This is a genomic window from Cognatilysobacter tabacisoli (assembly GCF_003586305.1).
Taxonomy (GTDB): Bacteria; Pseudomonadota; Gammaproteobacteria; order Xanthomonadales; family Xanthomonadaceae; genus Cognatilysobacter_A; species Cognatilysobacter_A tabacisoli.
The window spans coordinates 128,535-143,918 of record NZ_KZ987400.1 but is presented as its reverse complement, the minus strand read 5'-3'; the positions used below and the strand labels follow the sequence as shown (position 1 = coordinate 143,918).

The following is a 15,384-nucleotide window of genomic DNA, read 5'->3' as shown; positions in this document are numbered from 1 at the left end:
CCAGGATGTGATGAGCGATTCCTTCTACCAGTACGACGTGATCGTGATCGGCGGCGGCCACGCCGGCACCGAGGCGGCGCTGGCGTCGGCGCGCGCCGGTGCGCGCACGCTGCTGCTGACCCACAACGTCGAGACCGTCGGCGCGATGAGCTGCAACCCGGCGATCGGCGGCATCGGCAAGGGCCACTTGGTCAAGGAGATCGACGCGCTCGGCGGCGTGATGGCGCGCGCGGCCGACGCCGCCGGCATCCAGTGGCGCCACTTGAACGCGAGCAAGGGCCCGGCCGTGCGCGCGACGCGCTGCCAGGCCGATCGCTCGCTGTACCGCGCGTTCGTCCGGCGCGCGGTCGAATCGCAGCCGAACCTGACCCTGTTCCAGTCCGCGGTCGACGACATCCTGTTCTTGCACGGTCCGTCCGCGGCCGGCCGGGTGACCGGCGTGCTGACCCAGGCCGGCCTGCGCTTCGACGCGCCGGCGGTGGTGCTGACCGCGGGCACCTTCCTCGCCGGCAAGGTCCACGTCGGCGACACCACGTACGCCGCCGGCCGCGCCGGCGACCCGCCATCGATAGCGCTCGCGCAGCGCCTGCGCGACGGCCCGTTCGTAGTCGACCGGCTCAAGACCGGTACGCCGCCGCGCATCGACGGCCGCTCGCTCGACTATTCGGTGATGGAGGAGCAGCCCGGCGACGACCCGCGCCCGGTGATGTCGTTCACCGGCCACCGCGACGACCACCCGCGCCAGGTCTCGTGCTGGATCACGCACACGTCCGAGCGCACCCACGAGATCATCCGCGCCGCGCTCGACCGCTCGCCGCTGTACACCGGCCAGATCGAAGGCATCGGCCCGCGCTACTGCCCGTCGATCGAGGACAAGGTGGTGCGCTTCGCCGAGAAGGCGTCGCACCAGATCTTCGTCGAGCCCGAAGGCCTCGACGTCGCCGAGATCTACCCGAACGGCATCTCGACGTCGCTGCCGTTCGACGTGCAGCTCGCGCTGGTGCGTTCGATCCGCGGCTTCGAGCGCGCGCACATCACCCGCGCCGGCTACGCGATCGAGTACGACTTCTTCGACCCGCGCGGGCTGAAGACCACGCTGGAAACCAAGTCGGTCGCCGGCCTGTTCTTCGCCGGCCAGATCAACGGCACCACCGGCTACGAGGAGGCCGCCGCGCAGGGGCTGCTGGCCGGCCTCAACGCCGCGCGCTTCGTGCGCGGCGCCGACGGCTGGACGCCGCGGCGCGACCAGGCCTACCTGGGTGTGCTCGTCGACGACCTCACGACGCACGGCACCACCGAGCCATACCGGATGTTCACCTCGCGCGCCGAGTACCGTCTGCAGCTGCGCGAGGACAACGCCGACCTGCGGCTGACGCCGCTCGGCCGCGAATTCGGCCTCGTCGACGACGCGCGCTGGGACGGCTTCGCGCGCAAGCGCGAGGCGATCGAGCGCGAATCCGCGCGCCTGGCCGCGCTGTGGGCGGCGCCGAACAACGCGCTCGGCCGCGCCGTCGCCGACGCGCTCGGCGTCGAGGTCTCGCGCGAGACCTCGGCGACCGAGCTGCTGCGGCGGCCGGAGCTCGATTACGCCGCGCTGATGCGCGTGCAGGCGATCGGTCCCGGCGTCGACGACGCGGCGGTGGCCGAGCAGGTCGAGATCGAGACCAAGTACGCCGGCTACCTCGAGCGCCAGCGCGAGGACATCGCGCGCCAGCAGCGCCACGAGCACACCGCGATCCCGGCGTCGTTCGACTACGCCGTGGTCAGCGGGCTGTCGGCCGAGGTGCGGCAGAAGCTCGAGCGCGTGCGTCCCGAAACGGTCGGCCAGGCGCAGCGGATTCCCGGGATGACGCCGGCCGCGGTGTCGCTGCTGCTGGTGCACCTGACGCGCGCGAAGCGCAGCCGCGTCGCCTGATCGAGCGCGTTCGCGCGGCGGCGTCGCGCAGGACGGGCGATCGCGGGAGACCACGCGAGAGCGCAGCGACGCGAACTGGCGCAGCTGCGCATTCATTCGGGTGAACGACGCACGCGCAGCGCCTTCGATTTGACGGCATCGTCCGCGCCTCGCATCGTGCACGTTCCACGCGCGCGCCGCGCCTCGTCCAGGACCTCGCCCCATGCCGTTTTCGCCGCCGCGTAACGCACTGCTCGCCTGCCTGCTGATGGCGATCGCCGCGTGCAGCGCCGATCGTCCGCCGGTCGACCCGGCCGCGTCGACGGCCGCTCCGGTTGCGCCGACCCCCGCGCCGGCATTGACGGCGTCGCCGTGGACGCTGCCCGCGCCCGACGGCGCTGCGCAGCCGGACCTGATCGCGCTCGACAACGGGCAGGTGCTGCTGTCGTGGATCGAACCGCGCGACGGCGGCGGCCACGCGCTGAAGTTCGCGCGCTGGGAAGCGGACGCATGGAGCGAGCCGCGCGAGATCGCCCGCGGCGACGACTGGTTCGTCAACTGGGCCGACACCCCGCACCTGCGCGCGACGCCCGACGGCGCGCTGTGGGCGCACTGGCTGCGCAAGTCCGCCGCTGCGCCGTACGCGTACGACGTCGTGCTGACGCGCTCGGCCGACGGCGGCGCGACGTGGTCGACGCCGCTGGAAGTCAACGACGACGGTACCCCGACCGAGCACGGCTTCGTCGCGATGTGGCCGGCCGCAAACGACCGCATCGGCATCGCCTGGCTGGACGGGCGCAAGACTGGCGGCGGCCACGAAGGCCACGCGCAGGGCCACGACGCCGGCACGATGGCGATGATGACGCTGCGCACCGCGCACTTCGATGCCGCGCTGGCGCGCAGCGACGAAACCGAGGTCGACGCATCGACCTGCGACTGCTGCCAGACCGACGCGGCGCTGACCGAGCGTGGCCCGCTGCTGGTGTACCGCGATCGCACCGAGGGCGAGATCCGCGACGTCTACACGACGCGCTGGCAGGCCGGCGCGTGGACGCCGGCGCGCGCGGTGCACGCCGATGGCTGGCGCATGCCGGCGTGCCCGGTCAACGGGCCGGCGGTCGCGGCGCGCGGCGCGCAGGCAGTCGTCGGCTGGTACACCGCCGCCGGCGGCGCTGCCAAGCCGGAAGCACAGGGCGAGCCGACACTGTGGCTGGCGGCCAGTCCGAACGCCGGCGACGCGTTCGCCGCGCCGGTGCTGGTCGATTCCGGCGCGCACGTGCAGGGGCGCATCGACCTCGCGCTCGACGCCAGCGCGGCGACCGCGCTGTGGCTGCGCGAAGGCCCGGACGGCCAGGCGCTGTGGCTCGGCCGCTGGACCCCCGACCTCGCGCGCGAGCTGCAGCGCATCGAGGTCGCGCGCATCGAAGGCAAGGGCCGCGGCACCGGCTTCCCGAAGCTCGCCCAGCACGCCGCCGGCACCTACGCCGTGTGGACCGAGCTCATCGACGGCACGCCGCGGCTGCGCGGCGCGCGCCTGCAAGCGGGCGCGGCCGAGCCGCTCGCCGCGGCGGTCGTCGTCAACTGAGGCGAGGCCTCAGGTGTAGCCGACGCGCCAGCGCCGCGGGACGAAGCGGATCGGCGGCAGCGGTGGGTGGGCGGGCGACGACAGCGCCTGGGACAGGTCGAGCTCGATGAAGCGGCGTCGGCTTGGTCGAATTGTTAGGCCTCATGGAGCGTGAAGCCCGCAGACGTGTTGCCGTCCCATTCGTGCACGGGACACCAGACATGGAGACGCCACAGGTGATCTCCCCTAAACCACAGCTCCGCATCCACCGGAACGCCACTGGCTAGCTCAATCTCCGAGTCCAGCGACAGACTGTACTCAGGGCCTACCGGAACATTCTCGAACGTGGTCCATACGCCGCGGGAGTATGCTTCGCGGCGCTCTACAGCAAGCCGAGCGATTTGCTCCCGTTCGGCCGGACGGTGGAAGCAGAACTCGTCGAGAAGTGTTCTCTCAAACTCGCTGAGTGGCTGCGGCATGAGGCCTAACACCTGAGTTAAGCCGCGGCGCGAAGCGGCGTCGGCTTGAACGAACTGTTAGGCGCCATTCTTGCGTGACGCCCAATTGCGAATGCTACGAATGCCATGCCCGAGCGAGAACAGCGCACCACACGCCGCGACTGTTGAACCGGCAACAACTGCAAAGAACGAAGAATGCAGTGAGCGCACTCGCCAATAGGCTTGCGCCGGCTAGGGCAAGGCCCACAAGAACGGCAAAGAATCCTCCGGCCCAATGTTCAAGGTCGTGCAAGAGCCAGATCGCGAGCCCTACACCAAACACCACAGGAAAGAGGTTCCACACAGACTCCGCCATGGCGCCTAACGCCTGAATTAAGCCGAGCCGCGAAGCGGCTTCGGCTTGAATGAATTGTTAGGCATTGAGCCCGGGACACACAAACTGAAGGGCGCAGAGTAATGCACCTGACCCGCCAGATCCTCAAACTGCAAGCGGTAGCGCAGCGCACCAGAGATTGGCGTGCGCTCCGGCAGATAGATCAAGAACTGCGTTTGATCACCAGGCCCGATAGAGACCGTTGCCAGAGGCAGTGGCCCATGCCCGGCAGGGCTTTGGTAGGTTTGCGCGGGATCAGATGTACCGCTGAGCACTGAGTAGTAGGGCCAGCCCATCCGGAATGGCGGGCCCAACTGGCCCTGCGCCTTGATGCGAAGCTTGCCCGGCCCGGAGTTGCGGACTGTGAGTAGGACGGACTGCTCTTTGGCAAAGAGTTCGCAGCTCTCCGCAGAGGTACTGACGAGTGACGTGACAGACGAGGTCTGGGCGGGACCATTCGCGCAGCCGGCCAATAGAACCATTAGCAGCGGCGGACTCGATCTCATATGCCTAACACCTAAATTAAGCCGACCCGCGAAGCGGGTTCGGCTTGAATGAATTGTTAGGTGCGCAGCGAGCTTTCCACAAGAAGTGAACTGCGCACAATACCGGCCCGTAGAACACCCATGCGCGTTTTGTCAGATCGCCAAGCGCCACAGGCAATGGGACGCCGGCTGTGCCAGCAACTAGGTCAGCCGCCGTGCCATAACCGATTGCCAAGGAGTACGGGAGGATTGCGACAAGACCGGCACCCAAGAGGACTGCGATGGACCAGTAAACTGGTCTAGCAACAGGAAACCACGCAGCTGTAGCGAGCAACAGCCCGGTAGTGCCTGCGAGGGCCCCGAGGAGAAAGACACCGCCCAGCGCCGATGCCATCAGGACGCCGAAGCAAGCTGGAGCAGCGCCAGCTGTGAGATAGGTGATTCGGCGACCCAACTGTGTCATGCGCACCTAACACCTGAGTTAAGCCGCGCCGCGAAGCGGCGTCGGCTTGGACGAATTGTTAGCTTGCGTCACGTGCTGCGGCCCACGCAAACACCGTAGCCGAGACCCAACCGAACGCCAGTCCAGACGCGCCGAAGGCAAGGAGGCCAGTAGGGCCACTCTGCATGTAGATGCCCAGTGCTAGAGCAAGGCATGCGAACACTGTGGCAGCCAGACTCGGCCGGTAGGCGTGGGCGGCGCGCAGGAAAAGGAACACGGGTAGAAAGGCGATTGCGGCGAGCGGTCCGAACGTAAGTGCAGCCAGAAGCGCGACACCGAGAGTGACTACGAGCGTAGCAAGCAACGGCTCACCGCCAGCTACAGCTGCTGCCCCGTTTACCGTCATGCCGGCGAGCAGAGCCGCCGGCAGCCCCCCAAAAAACGCAGGGACGCCGTGTACTGCACGCGGGAGCTGCTGAGACCTCAAAGCAAGCTAACACCTGAACTAAGCCGAGCCGCGAAGCGGCTTCGGCTTGAATGAACTGTTAGGCGGCAGACAGGTCACCGCCGTGCCTTGGAAACGAGGTGCCAAACGAGGCCGAAGCACAGCCCAGTCAGCCACACGGCAAAAGCGATGGCGGCGGAGGCAGGGTCCTGACCGGCTGCGTAGTACACGAAGAGACCAACGGCAACGCCAACAGCCGAAGCCAAGAAGAAGCGCCAAAGTGCAAAGGCGTGTAGGAGCTCGGACACGCTATGGATGCACATGGAGTCTCCGTTGCCGCCTAACGCCTGAATTAAGCCGAGCCGCGAAGCGGCTTCGGCTTGAATGAATTGTTAGACCGCGCCTGCCATGCCCCAAGCGCTGCGAGCACGTTGGCGGCTACGGCAAACCAAAAGCCACCTTTGATCTCATGCCAGAGCCCGGAGCTGGCGAAGTAGAGGCATGCGGTTGCTACCAAGGACAATGCGAATCCCACGCGTGGAGCACGATAAAGCAGAAAGGCAGTAGCGAAACCCAACGCCACAAAAGCAAGCCATAGGCCTTTCACTAGTGAGCTAGTAGCCCACAAAACCTGGAACTCGGGTGTGTCGGGGAAGAACTGCAGGACCAGGTCAAGTGCAACTAGGGAATGCATGATCGCAGCGAGGCCCATGAGGATGGCTGCGTAGCGGCTGGAGATGGGCGACTTTGGCTGCATAGGAACCTTGCGCGGTCTAACGCCTGAATTAAGCCGAACCGCGAAGCGGTTTCGGCTTGAATGAATTGTTAGGCATCAAGCCGGCACCAGAAGGCCAGCGTGTACCTGCCGAGGCCTATTGACTCCCAATCTGAGGACTCATGGATTGGCATGTCAAGGCTTACTGTCTTTAGGTCAACGTGAGCCGGGAAGTTGAATAGAACAATGTCGGCCGTTTCCTGGCCCAACTTGTACGTGGCATCAAAGAGCGGGAACGTACTTACAAGTTCCGCGGCGCCGACGCGAAACTCATTGCGGCTCAGTAACTCGTCGCCGTCAAAGAGGGCTAGGTCAACGCGCATGGAACTGTCTCTTGATGCCTAACACCTGAGTTAAGCCGCGCCGCGAAGCGGCGTCGGCTTGGACGAACTGTTAGCCAACAACTACCACTTCCAACCTTGCGCCTTCAATGCGGCCTTAGACGCTTCGTCGTCCTTCACCTGGATCATTAGCGTGCCGTTGGTCGTGGTGCCACTCAGCGACATGTAGGTGAGCCCGCCGGTGTCCTTGAGCTCCACGAGCTGCATACCCTTGTGCGCAGTCGGGGTCAGGGTGATCTCGCGCCTGGAACCATCCGAAAGGGTGATCGTCTTTGAGTAGGAGCCGGAGAAGGTATCCCCGAAGACGTGGTTTTGCTTCACCTCGTCGATGAACACGGTGAACTTGCGCTTGGAAAGATCAAGCGCAGGCTCTGCCGAGGCGCTGGCAGTGGGCAGGTTGGCAATGCCTAGGCCGGCTGCAAACGACACGACTGCAAGGGCTACGGCTTTCGTTGTGCTCATGCTCATGCGTACTCTCCTTTGTTGGCTAACGCCTGAATTAAGCCGACCCGCAACGCGGTAGGCGGTGAATGGTTGTGATGGACCAACGACACAACTGAACCGTCTAACGAAGCGGGGTCGGCTTGAATGAATTGTTAGGCATACCAGACCAGGGAGTCACCATGCTCTAAGCACTCCTCGTAGTGGTGCTGGAACACCCTCATTTGCTGTGGGTTGATGCTCTCGGACTGGAAAGGCCCGGCGCGCCTCATCTCTGAGTCCGACCAGCCATGTTTGGCAAGCAGGGCGCGCGCCGCCTCGAAGTCGTGGTCTGGAGCGTCCTGCGATACGAACAGGATGCAATCGTGCGACGAGCCAATCTCTGGTGGTGTCGCGTACGGAATGGCGCTGCCACCAGCGAACTGCGCTCTGCACAAATACAAGATCACGTGTTGTGTCACTGGTATGCCTAACGCCGGAATTAAGCCGAGCCGCGAAGCGGCTTCGGCTTGAATGAATTGTTAGGTGCCATCCGTGAGTCCACCCGAGAAGCTCTTGCTGTACTCACAAAGTGACTGGTTGCATCTAGCCATGATCTCTTGCTCAAGCACGGCCGGGCTGAGGTCGTAACGGAGGGATAGGGCCTTTGCGAGGTGTTTCACTGTATCTGCAAGGATGTCTCCCCATGCAGTGGTCTCGCCGGCACTCTCCTCTGGCGGGTAAAGACCGACGTTGAGTGACACCAGAAGATCCTGGCGCGTCACCCAGACACGAGCGACCTCAATGGCATCCGCGTCCTCGGCAGCCCCATCTGGCAGCGATAGTTCTCTTTCCATGGCACCTAACACCTGAATTAAGCCGACGCCAAGCGCGCAGCGATTGGTGTTCGGCTTGAATGAATAGTTAGACCGCGGCGGCGATGGACTTACCGACGGTGGCCTTGCCCAAAGACTCTACCGCGGGCCTTACCGAAAGCGCTTGATGCGTGGTGTCAGGCGAAGCAGGGTCGGACGTGGACGCAGCGATCGATCCGCGCTTGACCCACGACACTCCCCACTTCCAACGCGGCCTAACACTTAGTAGACCCCAAAAGCGGGGCTATGTACCCGATGTTCATCGTCCCGCGCGGCGGCCGTCAAGCCAGAATCCTACGCAGCCACGCGCGGGTACCCGATTCCGGTCGCGCGTGCGGCGCTCGATCCTGCCCGGAGTTATCTACGCGGGCCGGGTGGTATGGCGTATCAACGCGAACGCGGGGTGGTATCGACGCGCGGAAGCGAGGCGGAGCGGGGCGAGCGTCGTGACGGCGATTCAGCTCAGCCGCGGCGCCTGCTCGACGAGGTCAGGCGCCGGCTGCGGGTGAAGCACTACAGCCTGCGCACAGAGCGGGCCTACGTGGGGTGGATCCGGCGATACATCCTCGCCAACGGCAAGCGCCACCCGCGCGACATGGGCGGGCCGGAGGTCGAGGCGTTCCTGAGCGACCTGGCGGTGCGCGGCAACGTCGCCGCGAGCACGCAGAACCAGGCGCTGTCCGCGCTGCTGTTCCTGTACCGCGAGGTGCTCGGCATCGAGCTGCCGTGGATGGAGTCGGTGGTGCGCGCGAAGCGCCCGGCGCGGGTGCCGACGGTGCTGTCGCGCGACGAGGTCCAGCGCGTGCTCGCGGCGATGGACGGGCGCCTCGGGCTGGTCGCGGCGCTGCTGTACGGCACCGGCATGCGGCTGATGGAAGGGCTGCGGCTGCGGATCAAGGACGTCGACTTTGCGCGCAACGAGATCACCGTGCGCGGCGGCAAGGGTGGCAAGGACAGGCGCACCGTGCTGCCCCGATCGCTGGCCGAGCCGCTGCTGCGCGAGGTCGAGCGCGCGCGGGTGCTGCACCAGGCCGACCTGGCCGCCGGGCTCGGCGCGGTGTGGCTGCCGCACGCGCTGTCGCGCAAGTACCCGAACGCCGCGCGCGAGCTCGGCTGGCAGTACGTGTTCCCGGCCGCGTCGCGTTCGATCGACCCGCTCGACGGCGCGACCCGGCGCCACCACGTCGACGACGCCGCGCTGTCGCGCGCGCTCAAGCGCGCGTGCCGCGCCGCGGGCATCGTCAAGCCGGTGTCCGCGCACACGCTGCGCCACAGCTTCGCCACGCACCTGCTTGAGTCCGGCTACGACCTGCGCACGGTGCAGGAGCTGCTCGGGCACCAGGATGTGGCCACGACACAGATCTACACGCACGTGCTGAACCGCGGCGCCGGCGGCGTGCTCAGTCCGCTCGACCGCTGACCGCCGGTGCGCGCCCATCGCGAATCGCGAATCGTGAATGCACACGAATCGCAAATCGCGGCGCCTACTTCTCCCGCCGCCAGTTCAGCGATGCGCGGTTCTCGACCGTGCTCGATTCGATCTCGATGTCGAAGCCCTTGCGCAGCAGGTACTTCAGCATCAGCACCTGGCCGGTGCCGAGCAGCGAGACGCCGTAACCGACGTACAGGCGCGGCGAGAGCTTCTTGCCGAAGCCGAGCACGCTGCCGCCGAGCGCGCGGCTTTCGCTGACGCCGGCATCGTCGAGCCCGATCGCCGCGCCGATCTGCGACGCCAGCAGGCTGCCGCCGGCCGACAGCGCGGCGCTGGCGGCGTTGAGCTGGCGGCTCTCGTCGCCGGTCAGCGTCGACAGCGGGCGGCCGAGCGTCAGGTACGACAGCGCCTCGGACTGCGACGTGGCCGGGTCGGACCACACGGTCGCGGTCGGCGCGCTGGCGCGGCCGCGGATGTCGACGCCGGCGGTGACGTCGCCGACCTCGCGCTCGGCGCGCACGTCCAGGCGCGGGTCGGAGATCGGGCTGTTCGACCACGTCAGCTGGCCGCGGGTGATGTCGAGGTCCTGCCCGTACGCTTCGTACTGGCCCTCGACGTCCAGCTGGCCGTTGCCGACCATCTCGCGCCCGGGCCGCGCGCGCACGCGCAGCTGCCCGGTCAGCGCGCCGGTCAGGCCGAAGCCGTTGAGCCGCACGTCGTCGCCGAGCACCAGCGCCAGGTCGAGGTCGAGCGGCGAGTCGGCCGTGCGCTCCGGGTCGACCGGATCGAGCACGACCACGTCCGGCGACGCCGACACGCCCTGGTCGAGGCGCTCCAGGTCGATCACCGCCGACGGCACGCGCACGGTGCCGGTCACCGTGATCGGCTGGCCGGCGGCGTAGCGCACCTGCAGGTCCGGACTGGCGACCGCGCGCAGGTCGCGAGTGTCCGACACCAGCACGTTGTCGCCGCGCAGCGTCAGCAGCAGCGGCGCGTCGGCATTCCGCCAGTTCAGCGCGCCGCCGACCGCGAGCACGCCGTCGCCGGAGCGGACGCTGCCAGTGATGCGCGCGCTGCCGTCGGGCTGCGCATCGAGGCGCACGTCGCCGTCCTCGAGCACGATCGCCAGCGCCGGCAGCTCGGTGGTGAAGCCGGTCAGCCGCGCCTGGCCGCCGAGCTGCGGCTGCGCGCGCGTGCCGGCCAGCGAGATGCGGCCGTCGAGCCGGCCCTTGGGCTCGACGATGTCCGGCGACAGCAGCTCCATCCACGTCAGCTCGTCGGTGTTCAGCGCGATCTCGCCGGCCAGCGGCGCGTAGCCGTCCCAGCCGGTGGCGATGCGCGCTTCGAGCCGTCCGTCCTCGTTTAATGCGCTGGCCAGCTGCAGCGTGAGCCGGTTCGGATCGAACGTCGCGTCGAGCGTGAGGTTGTCGTAGCTGAGCAGCTCGCGCCGCGCGCGCGCGCTGTTGCGCAGGCCGCCGTGCGCGGAGCGCAGCGTCGCGGTGCCGCGCCACGCGTTGCCGACCGGACGCACCTGCGCGTCCAGCGCGACCTCGCCGTTGAGCAGCCACGGCCGGCGGTCGTCGCGCTCGGGAAGATAGGGAATCGCCAGCGCCAGCGGCAGGCCTTCGCCGCGGACCTCGAGCCCGCGCCGCGGCCAGTCGGCGCTCGCGCACAGCGTGCCGCCGTCGCTCGCGGCCAGGCAGCTGCTCGACAGCGCGCCACTTCGGCCGTCCCAGCGCCACGTCGCCGGCTGCTGCAGCCGCCACGTCGCGCCGCGGCTCGGCGCCAGCTGCAGCGACGCCAGCGCGCCCTGCCACGTCGCGCCGCTGCGGCGCGCGCTGCCGGCCAGCGCCAGGGTGCCAACGTCGCCGCGCGCGTCGGCGTCGAACTGCAGGTTCTCGACCGCACCGCGCGCGTCGAGCGCCAGCGTGTCGAACGGCAGCCCGGCCGACAGCCCGCTGGCGCGCAACGCCAGCGCGCCGCTGCCGCGCGCCCACGGCAGGCGGCCGCGCAGCGACAGGGTCTCGGCGGCGTAGTCGCCGTAGCGCAGCGCGCTGCCGGACAGGTCGGCGTCGACGTCAGGCGCGGTGCGCGGCCCGCGCAGCCGCAGCGTGCCGCGCAGCGTGCCGCTGGCGTCGGGCAGCAGGTCGCCGAGCACCACCGGGCTGAAGCGCGCGTCGATGTCGAGCACGTCGGCGACGCGGCCGCGCGCATCGAGGCGGCTGCCGCCGAGCGTCAGCGCGACCTCGCCGTCGTACGACGCGTTCGCGCCGGCGCGCGCTGGCCCGTGCATCGCGACGCGCGCGCTGCCGCGCAGCGGCCGGCCGCGCAGGCGACCGACGAGGTCGCGCGAGGTGAGGCTCGCTTCGAGCCCGCCGTCGTCGCGGGTGCGGCCGTCGCTGGCGAGCTGGCCGCTGACCGCGCCGCCCCAGTCCGGCGCGAAGTAGCCCGGGTCGAAGCCGGCCAGTCGCGCGTCGAACGTCCACGCCAGCGCCGGGTCCCACGTCACCGTGCCCTGACCGGCCAGCGTGCCGGTCGGCATCGTCGCTTTCAGCGTGCGCAGCGTCGCGCGGCGGTCGTTGCCGCGCGCGTTGAAGTCGAGCGTCGCGTCCTGGCCGTCGCGTGCGAGCCGCGCCTGGCCGATCGCCGCCCACGACTGCAGCGTGCCGGCGACGCCGAGGTCGGCATCGCCGGTGACGGCCGGCATGTCGTTCGCGGCGCGCGCCGGCGTGGTCGCGGTCGTCGATGCGCCGCCCCAGGTCAGCCCGCGCGCGTTGACCGCGAAGCGGAAACGCGCGTTGGCCGGGTCGGTGAAGTCGGCGCGGCCGCGCAGCGTCGCGCGGCCGTCGAGCAGTTCGAGCGCGAGCGGCGCGACCTCGAGCACCTGGTCCTCGACGCGCACCTTCGACGGCAGCACCGTCGCGCGCAGCTCGCCCTGGGCGAACGTGCCGCGCAGGTCGGCCTGCCCGCCGACGCCGTCGGCATCGAACGCGAACGTCATCGGCACCGGCGATTCGCCGGCCGGCGCGCCGGTCAGGAAGCCGACGTCGAGGCCTTCGCTGCGCGCGCGCAGGCGCCAGCGCGGGTCGTCCTGCCCGCGCAGCGCCAGCGTGATGCGCGTCGGGGCCGGCGCGTTCCCGGCCGCCGCGACGTCCATCCGCGCGAGGTCGCCGCGCGCGACGAAGCCCAGCACCGGCCGCGTGCGCCCGGTCGCCGCCGGCAGTTCGAGCCGCGCGGTCACATCGGTGCGGTAGTTGTCGGCCGGCACGTAGTCGCCGCGCGCGCTGAGCCGGCCGCGGTCGCTGTCGAGCTCGAGCCGGTCGACGTGCAGCCGCCCCCGGCGCGCGTCGACACCCGCGCGCAGCGTGCGGATGTCGAGCAGCGGCTCGCCGCCGCGGGTGATCGCCAGCCCGTCGACGCGCACGTCGTCGGCCTGCAGGCCGAGCGGCGGGTTGATGTCGGGCAGCACGTCGGGCCAGCGCGGCAGCTCGAACGGCTCGTCGCTCTCGGGCAGCGCGAGCCGCGCGCCGGACACGTGCAGCGCGTCGAGCCGCAGGCGCCGGCCGAGCAGCGGGCGCAGCGCCGGGTCGAGGTGCACGCGGCGCGCGGTGAACACCAGGTGGTCCATCGCGAAGCGCACGTCGGTCAGCGTCATCGGCCCCGACACCGGCCCCTCGGCGCGGCTCCACGTCAGCGTGGCGTTGGCCGGGAGCCGCGCGACGATCTGCGCCAGCAGCAGGTCGCGCCCGCCCACGGTCGTCAGCAGCCAGTACAGCGCCAGCACCAGCAGCACGCCGAGCGCGCCGGTCAGCAGGCTGCCGCGCACGACCAGCCAGCGCACGCGCGCGCGCCGGCGCTCACGCAGCTCGGCGATGCGCGCGTCGCGCGCGGGGTCGGGCGCCGGCACCGGCGCAGGCGTGCGTCGCATGCGGCCGATCACCAGTCCGCTCCGATGTTGAGGTACAGCTCGAACGCCGAGTCCGGGTCGTTGAGCCCGCGCGCGATGTCGATGCGCACCGGCCCGACCGGCGAGCGCCAGCGCGCGCCCACGCCGACGCCGGTGCGCAGGTCGGGCGTGTCGTCGAACGCGTCGCCGGTGTCGACGAACACCGCCGCGCCCCAGCTGTCGTTGAAGTAGCGCTCGAACTCGGCGCTGGCGGTGACGACGTTCTTCGCGCCGAGCGCGTAGCGCTTGCCGTCGGCGCCGACGTTGCTCGGGCCGACCTCGCGGTAGCCGTAGCCGCGGATGCTGCGGTCGCCGCCGGCGAAGAAGCGCAGGCTCGGCGGCATCTGCACCAGCGCGTTGGTCCACGTGCTGCCTGCTTCGGCCCGCACGATCAGCCGGTTGCGCGCGCCGATGCCCTGGTACCAGCGGCCGATCGCGTGGGTCTGCAGGAAGTTCGCGTCGGAGCCGACGCCCTCGAGCCCGCCCTTGACCTCGGCGGTCACGCCGATCGCGTCGCGCGGGAAGATCCGGTCGTCGGCGTCGATGTACTCGCCGCGCAGTGACGGGTACAGGAACGTCGCGTAGCGGTACTCGACCGGCGGCGCCGGGAACGGCAGCGTCTGCACGCGGTCGACGTAGCTCCAGCGCTCGCGCAGCGCGGTCACCGACGCGACCGCGTTGAGCCGCCGGTTGATCTGCCCGCTGCGGCTGCCGACGAGGGCTATGCGGCGGGTGTCGATGTAGTCGGTCTGCTCGTCGGCGAACTGCAGGCTCGCGGTGTACCAGCCGTCGAGCCACGCGAACGCCGGCACGCGGTACTGCAGCGTGGCGGTCTTGCGCCGCTGCGCGTAGTCGATCTGCGCCAGCGCCTTGTGCCCGCGGTCGTTGACGTAGCGGCGCTCCACCCCGAGCCGCACGCCGGCGCCGCTGTCGGTGCCGTAGCTCAGGCCGGCGGTGTAGATGCTGCGCTTGGCCGGCGTCAGCGTGACGGTGACCGGCACCTGCCCGTCGACCGCATCCTCGGGGTGCGGGACGATGTCGATGCTGCTGAAGTAGTCGAGCTTGGCCAGCGACTCGCGGAAGCGGTCGAGCTTGCCCTGGTGGTAGTAGCTGCCCTGTTCCCAGTAGACCAGCTGGTCGACGATGCCCGGCCGCAGCACGCGCCGCGGCGACTGCACGATGGTGATCTCGCCCATGTCGTAGCGCGGGCCGCTGGTCCAGCGCAGGTCGATGTCGGCGGCGCGCTCGGCGCGGGTGACCTCGACCCGGCGGGTCAGGAAGTCGGCGTCGAAGTAGCCGCGCTCGGCCAGCCGCCGGGTGATGCGCGTCTTGCTCGCTTCGTACAGCGCATGGTCGAACACCGCGCCCACGTCGGGTTCGAACGCGGCGAGGTCCTCGCGCAGGTAGCGGTCGCGGCTGCCTTCGCCGTCGATGCCGACGTCGGCGCGGCGCACGGTCACCGGCTCGCCGAGCTGCACGGTGATGGTCACCGCCACGGGCGATGTGTTGGGCGACGTGTTCGCCGCGCGCGTGCGCGCCGCGTCGTCAGCGGTCGCGGGGTCGGTGGTCGCGGCGTCGCCGGGTGCGGCGGCAGCGGGTTCGTCGCCGACCACGGTGGTGACGCCGTCGCGGGTGCGCTCGACGGTGATCGTCGGCGAGTAGTAGCCGAACGGCTCCAGCGCCTCGCGCGTCTCGCGCTCGGCCTCGCGCAGCAGGTAGCCGATGCGCCGTCCCGAGGTCTCGCGGCCGATCGCGTCGACCGCCGACAGCGCGGTGCGCACGTTGAGCTCCATCGCCTCGTCGAGGCCGCGGATCTCGACGCTGCTGATCTTCGCGGCGTGCGCGGTGCCGGCGGCGAGCAGGCACAGCGACACCGCGATGAGCAGTCGGGGGAGGGCCGTCATGCGGCGAGGATACCTGCCGCCCGTTCGTGC

The 15,384-nt window shown here is 69.5% G+C and carries 7 protein-coding genes; 3 read left to right on the top strand and 4 right to left on the bottom strand.

Annotation, left to right across the window (positions count from 1 at the left end):
- Positions 1-10 precede the first annotated feature (10 nt).
- Both mnmG and D3A60_RS00600 read left to right on the top strand, forming a co-directional pair.
- A complete protein-coding gene (gene mnmG / locus D3A60_RS00605; protein ID WP_119716792.1) occupies positions 11-1,915 on the top strand; it encodes a tRNA uridine-5-carboxymethylaminomethyl(34) synthesis enzyme MnmG in 1,905 nt (634 codons plus the stop codon).
- Between the two features lie 202 nt (positions 1,916-2,117).
- The gene (locus D3A60_RS00600; RefSeq protein WP_119716791.1) at positions 2,118-3,479 is read left to right on the top strand and encodes a sialidase family protein; all 1,362 of its coding nucleotides are present in this window, start codon (positions 2,118-2,120) and stop codon (positions 3,477-3,479) included.
- Between the two features lie 3,361 nt (positions 3,480-6,840).
- On the opposite strand, the gene D3A60_RS00585 is transcribed toward D3A60_RS00600, so the two are convergent.
- Positions 6,841-7,245 carry a hypothetical protein gene (locus D3A60_RS00585; RefSeq protein WP_119716788.1) on the bottom strand — a complete coding sequence of 135 codons (405 nt, stop codon included), beginning with the start codon at positions 7,243-7,245 and terminating at the stop codon, positions 6,841-6,843.
- Positions 7,246-7,739: 494 nt separating this feature from the next.
- Entirely contained in the window at positions 7,740-8,054 is a 315-nt protein-coding gene (locus tag D3A60_RS00575) for a DUF5076 domain-containing protein (protein WP_119716786.1), read from the bottom strand.
- Positions 8,055-8,547: 493 nt separating this feature from the next.
- Between D3A60_RS00575 and D3A60_RS00570 the strand changes: the two genes are divergently transcribed.
- Entirely contained in the window at positions 8,548-9,492 is a 945-nt protein-coding gene (locus D3A60_RS00570; protein ID WP_231120392.1) for an integron integrase, read from the top strand.
- A 64-nt stretch (positions 9,493-9,556) separates the two neighbouring features.
- Here the strand turns inward: D3A60_RS00570 and D3A60_RS00565 are convergent, their stop codons facing one another.
- Positions 9,557-13,411 (bottom strand): translocation/assembly module TamB domain-containing protein, encoded by a 3,855-nt coding sequence (locus tag D3A60_RS00565; RefSeq protein ID WP_407062751.1) that lies wholly within the window; start codon positions 13,409-13,411, stop codon positions 9,557-9,559.
- A gap of 29 nt (positions 13,412-13,440) precedes the next feature.
- A complete protein-coding gene (locus D3A60_RS00560; RefSeq protein WP_157981361.1) occupies positions 13,441-15,354 on the bottom strand; it encodes an autotransporter assembly complex protein TamA in 1,914 nt (637 codons plus the stop codon).
- Positions 15,355-15,384 lie beyond the last annotated feature (30 nt).

Excerpts from the sequence above, each read along its gene's own strand:
- mnmG (WP_119716792.1), top strand. The coding sequence starts at position 11 with ATGAGCGATTCCTTCTACCAGTACGACGTGATCGTGATCGGCGGCGGC.
- D3A60_RS00600 (WP_119716791.1), top strand. The coding sequence starts at position 2,118 with ATGCCGTTTTCGCCGCCGCGTAACGCACTGCTCGCCTGCCTGCTGATG.
- D3A60_RS00585 (WP_119716788.1), bottom strand. The coding sequence starts at position 7,245 with ATGAGCATGAGCACAACGAAAGCCGTAGCCCTTGCAGTCGTGTCGTTT.
- D3A60_RS00575 (WP_119716786.1), bottom strand. The coding sequence starts at position 8,054 with ATGGAAAGAGAACTATCGCTGCCAGATGGGGCTGCCGAGGACGCGGAT.
- D3A60_RS00560 (WP_157981361.1), bottom strand. The coding sequence starts at position 15,354 with ATGACGGCCCTCCCCCGACTGCTCATCGCGGTGTCGCTGTGCCTGCTC.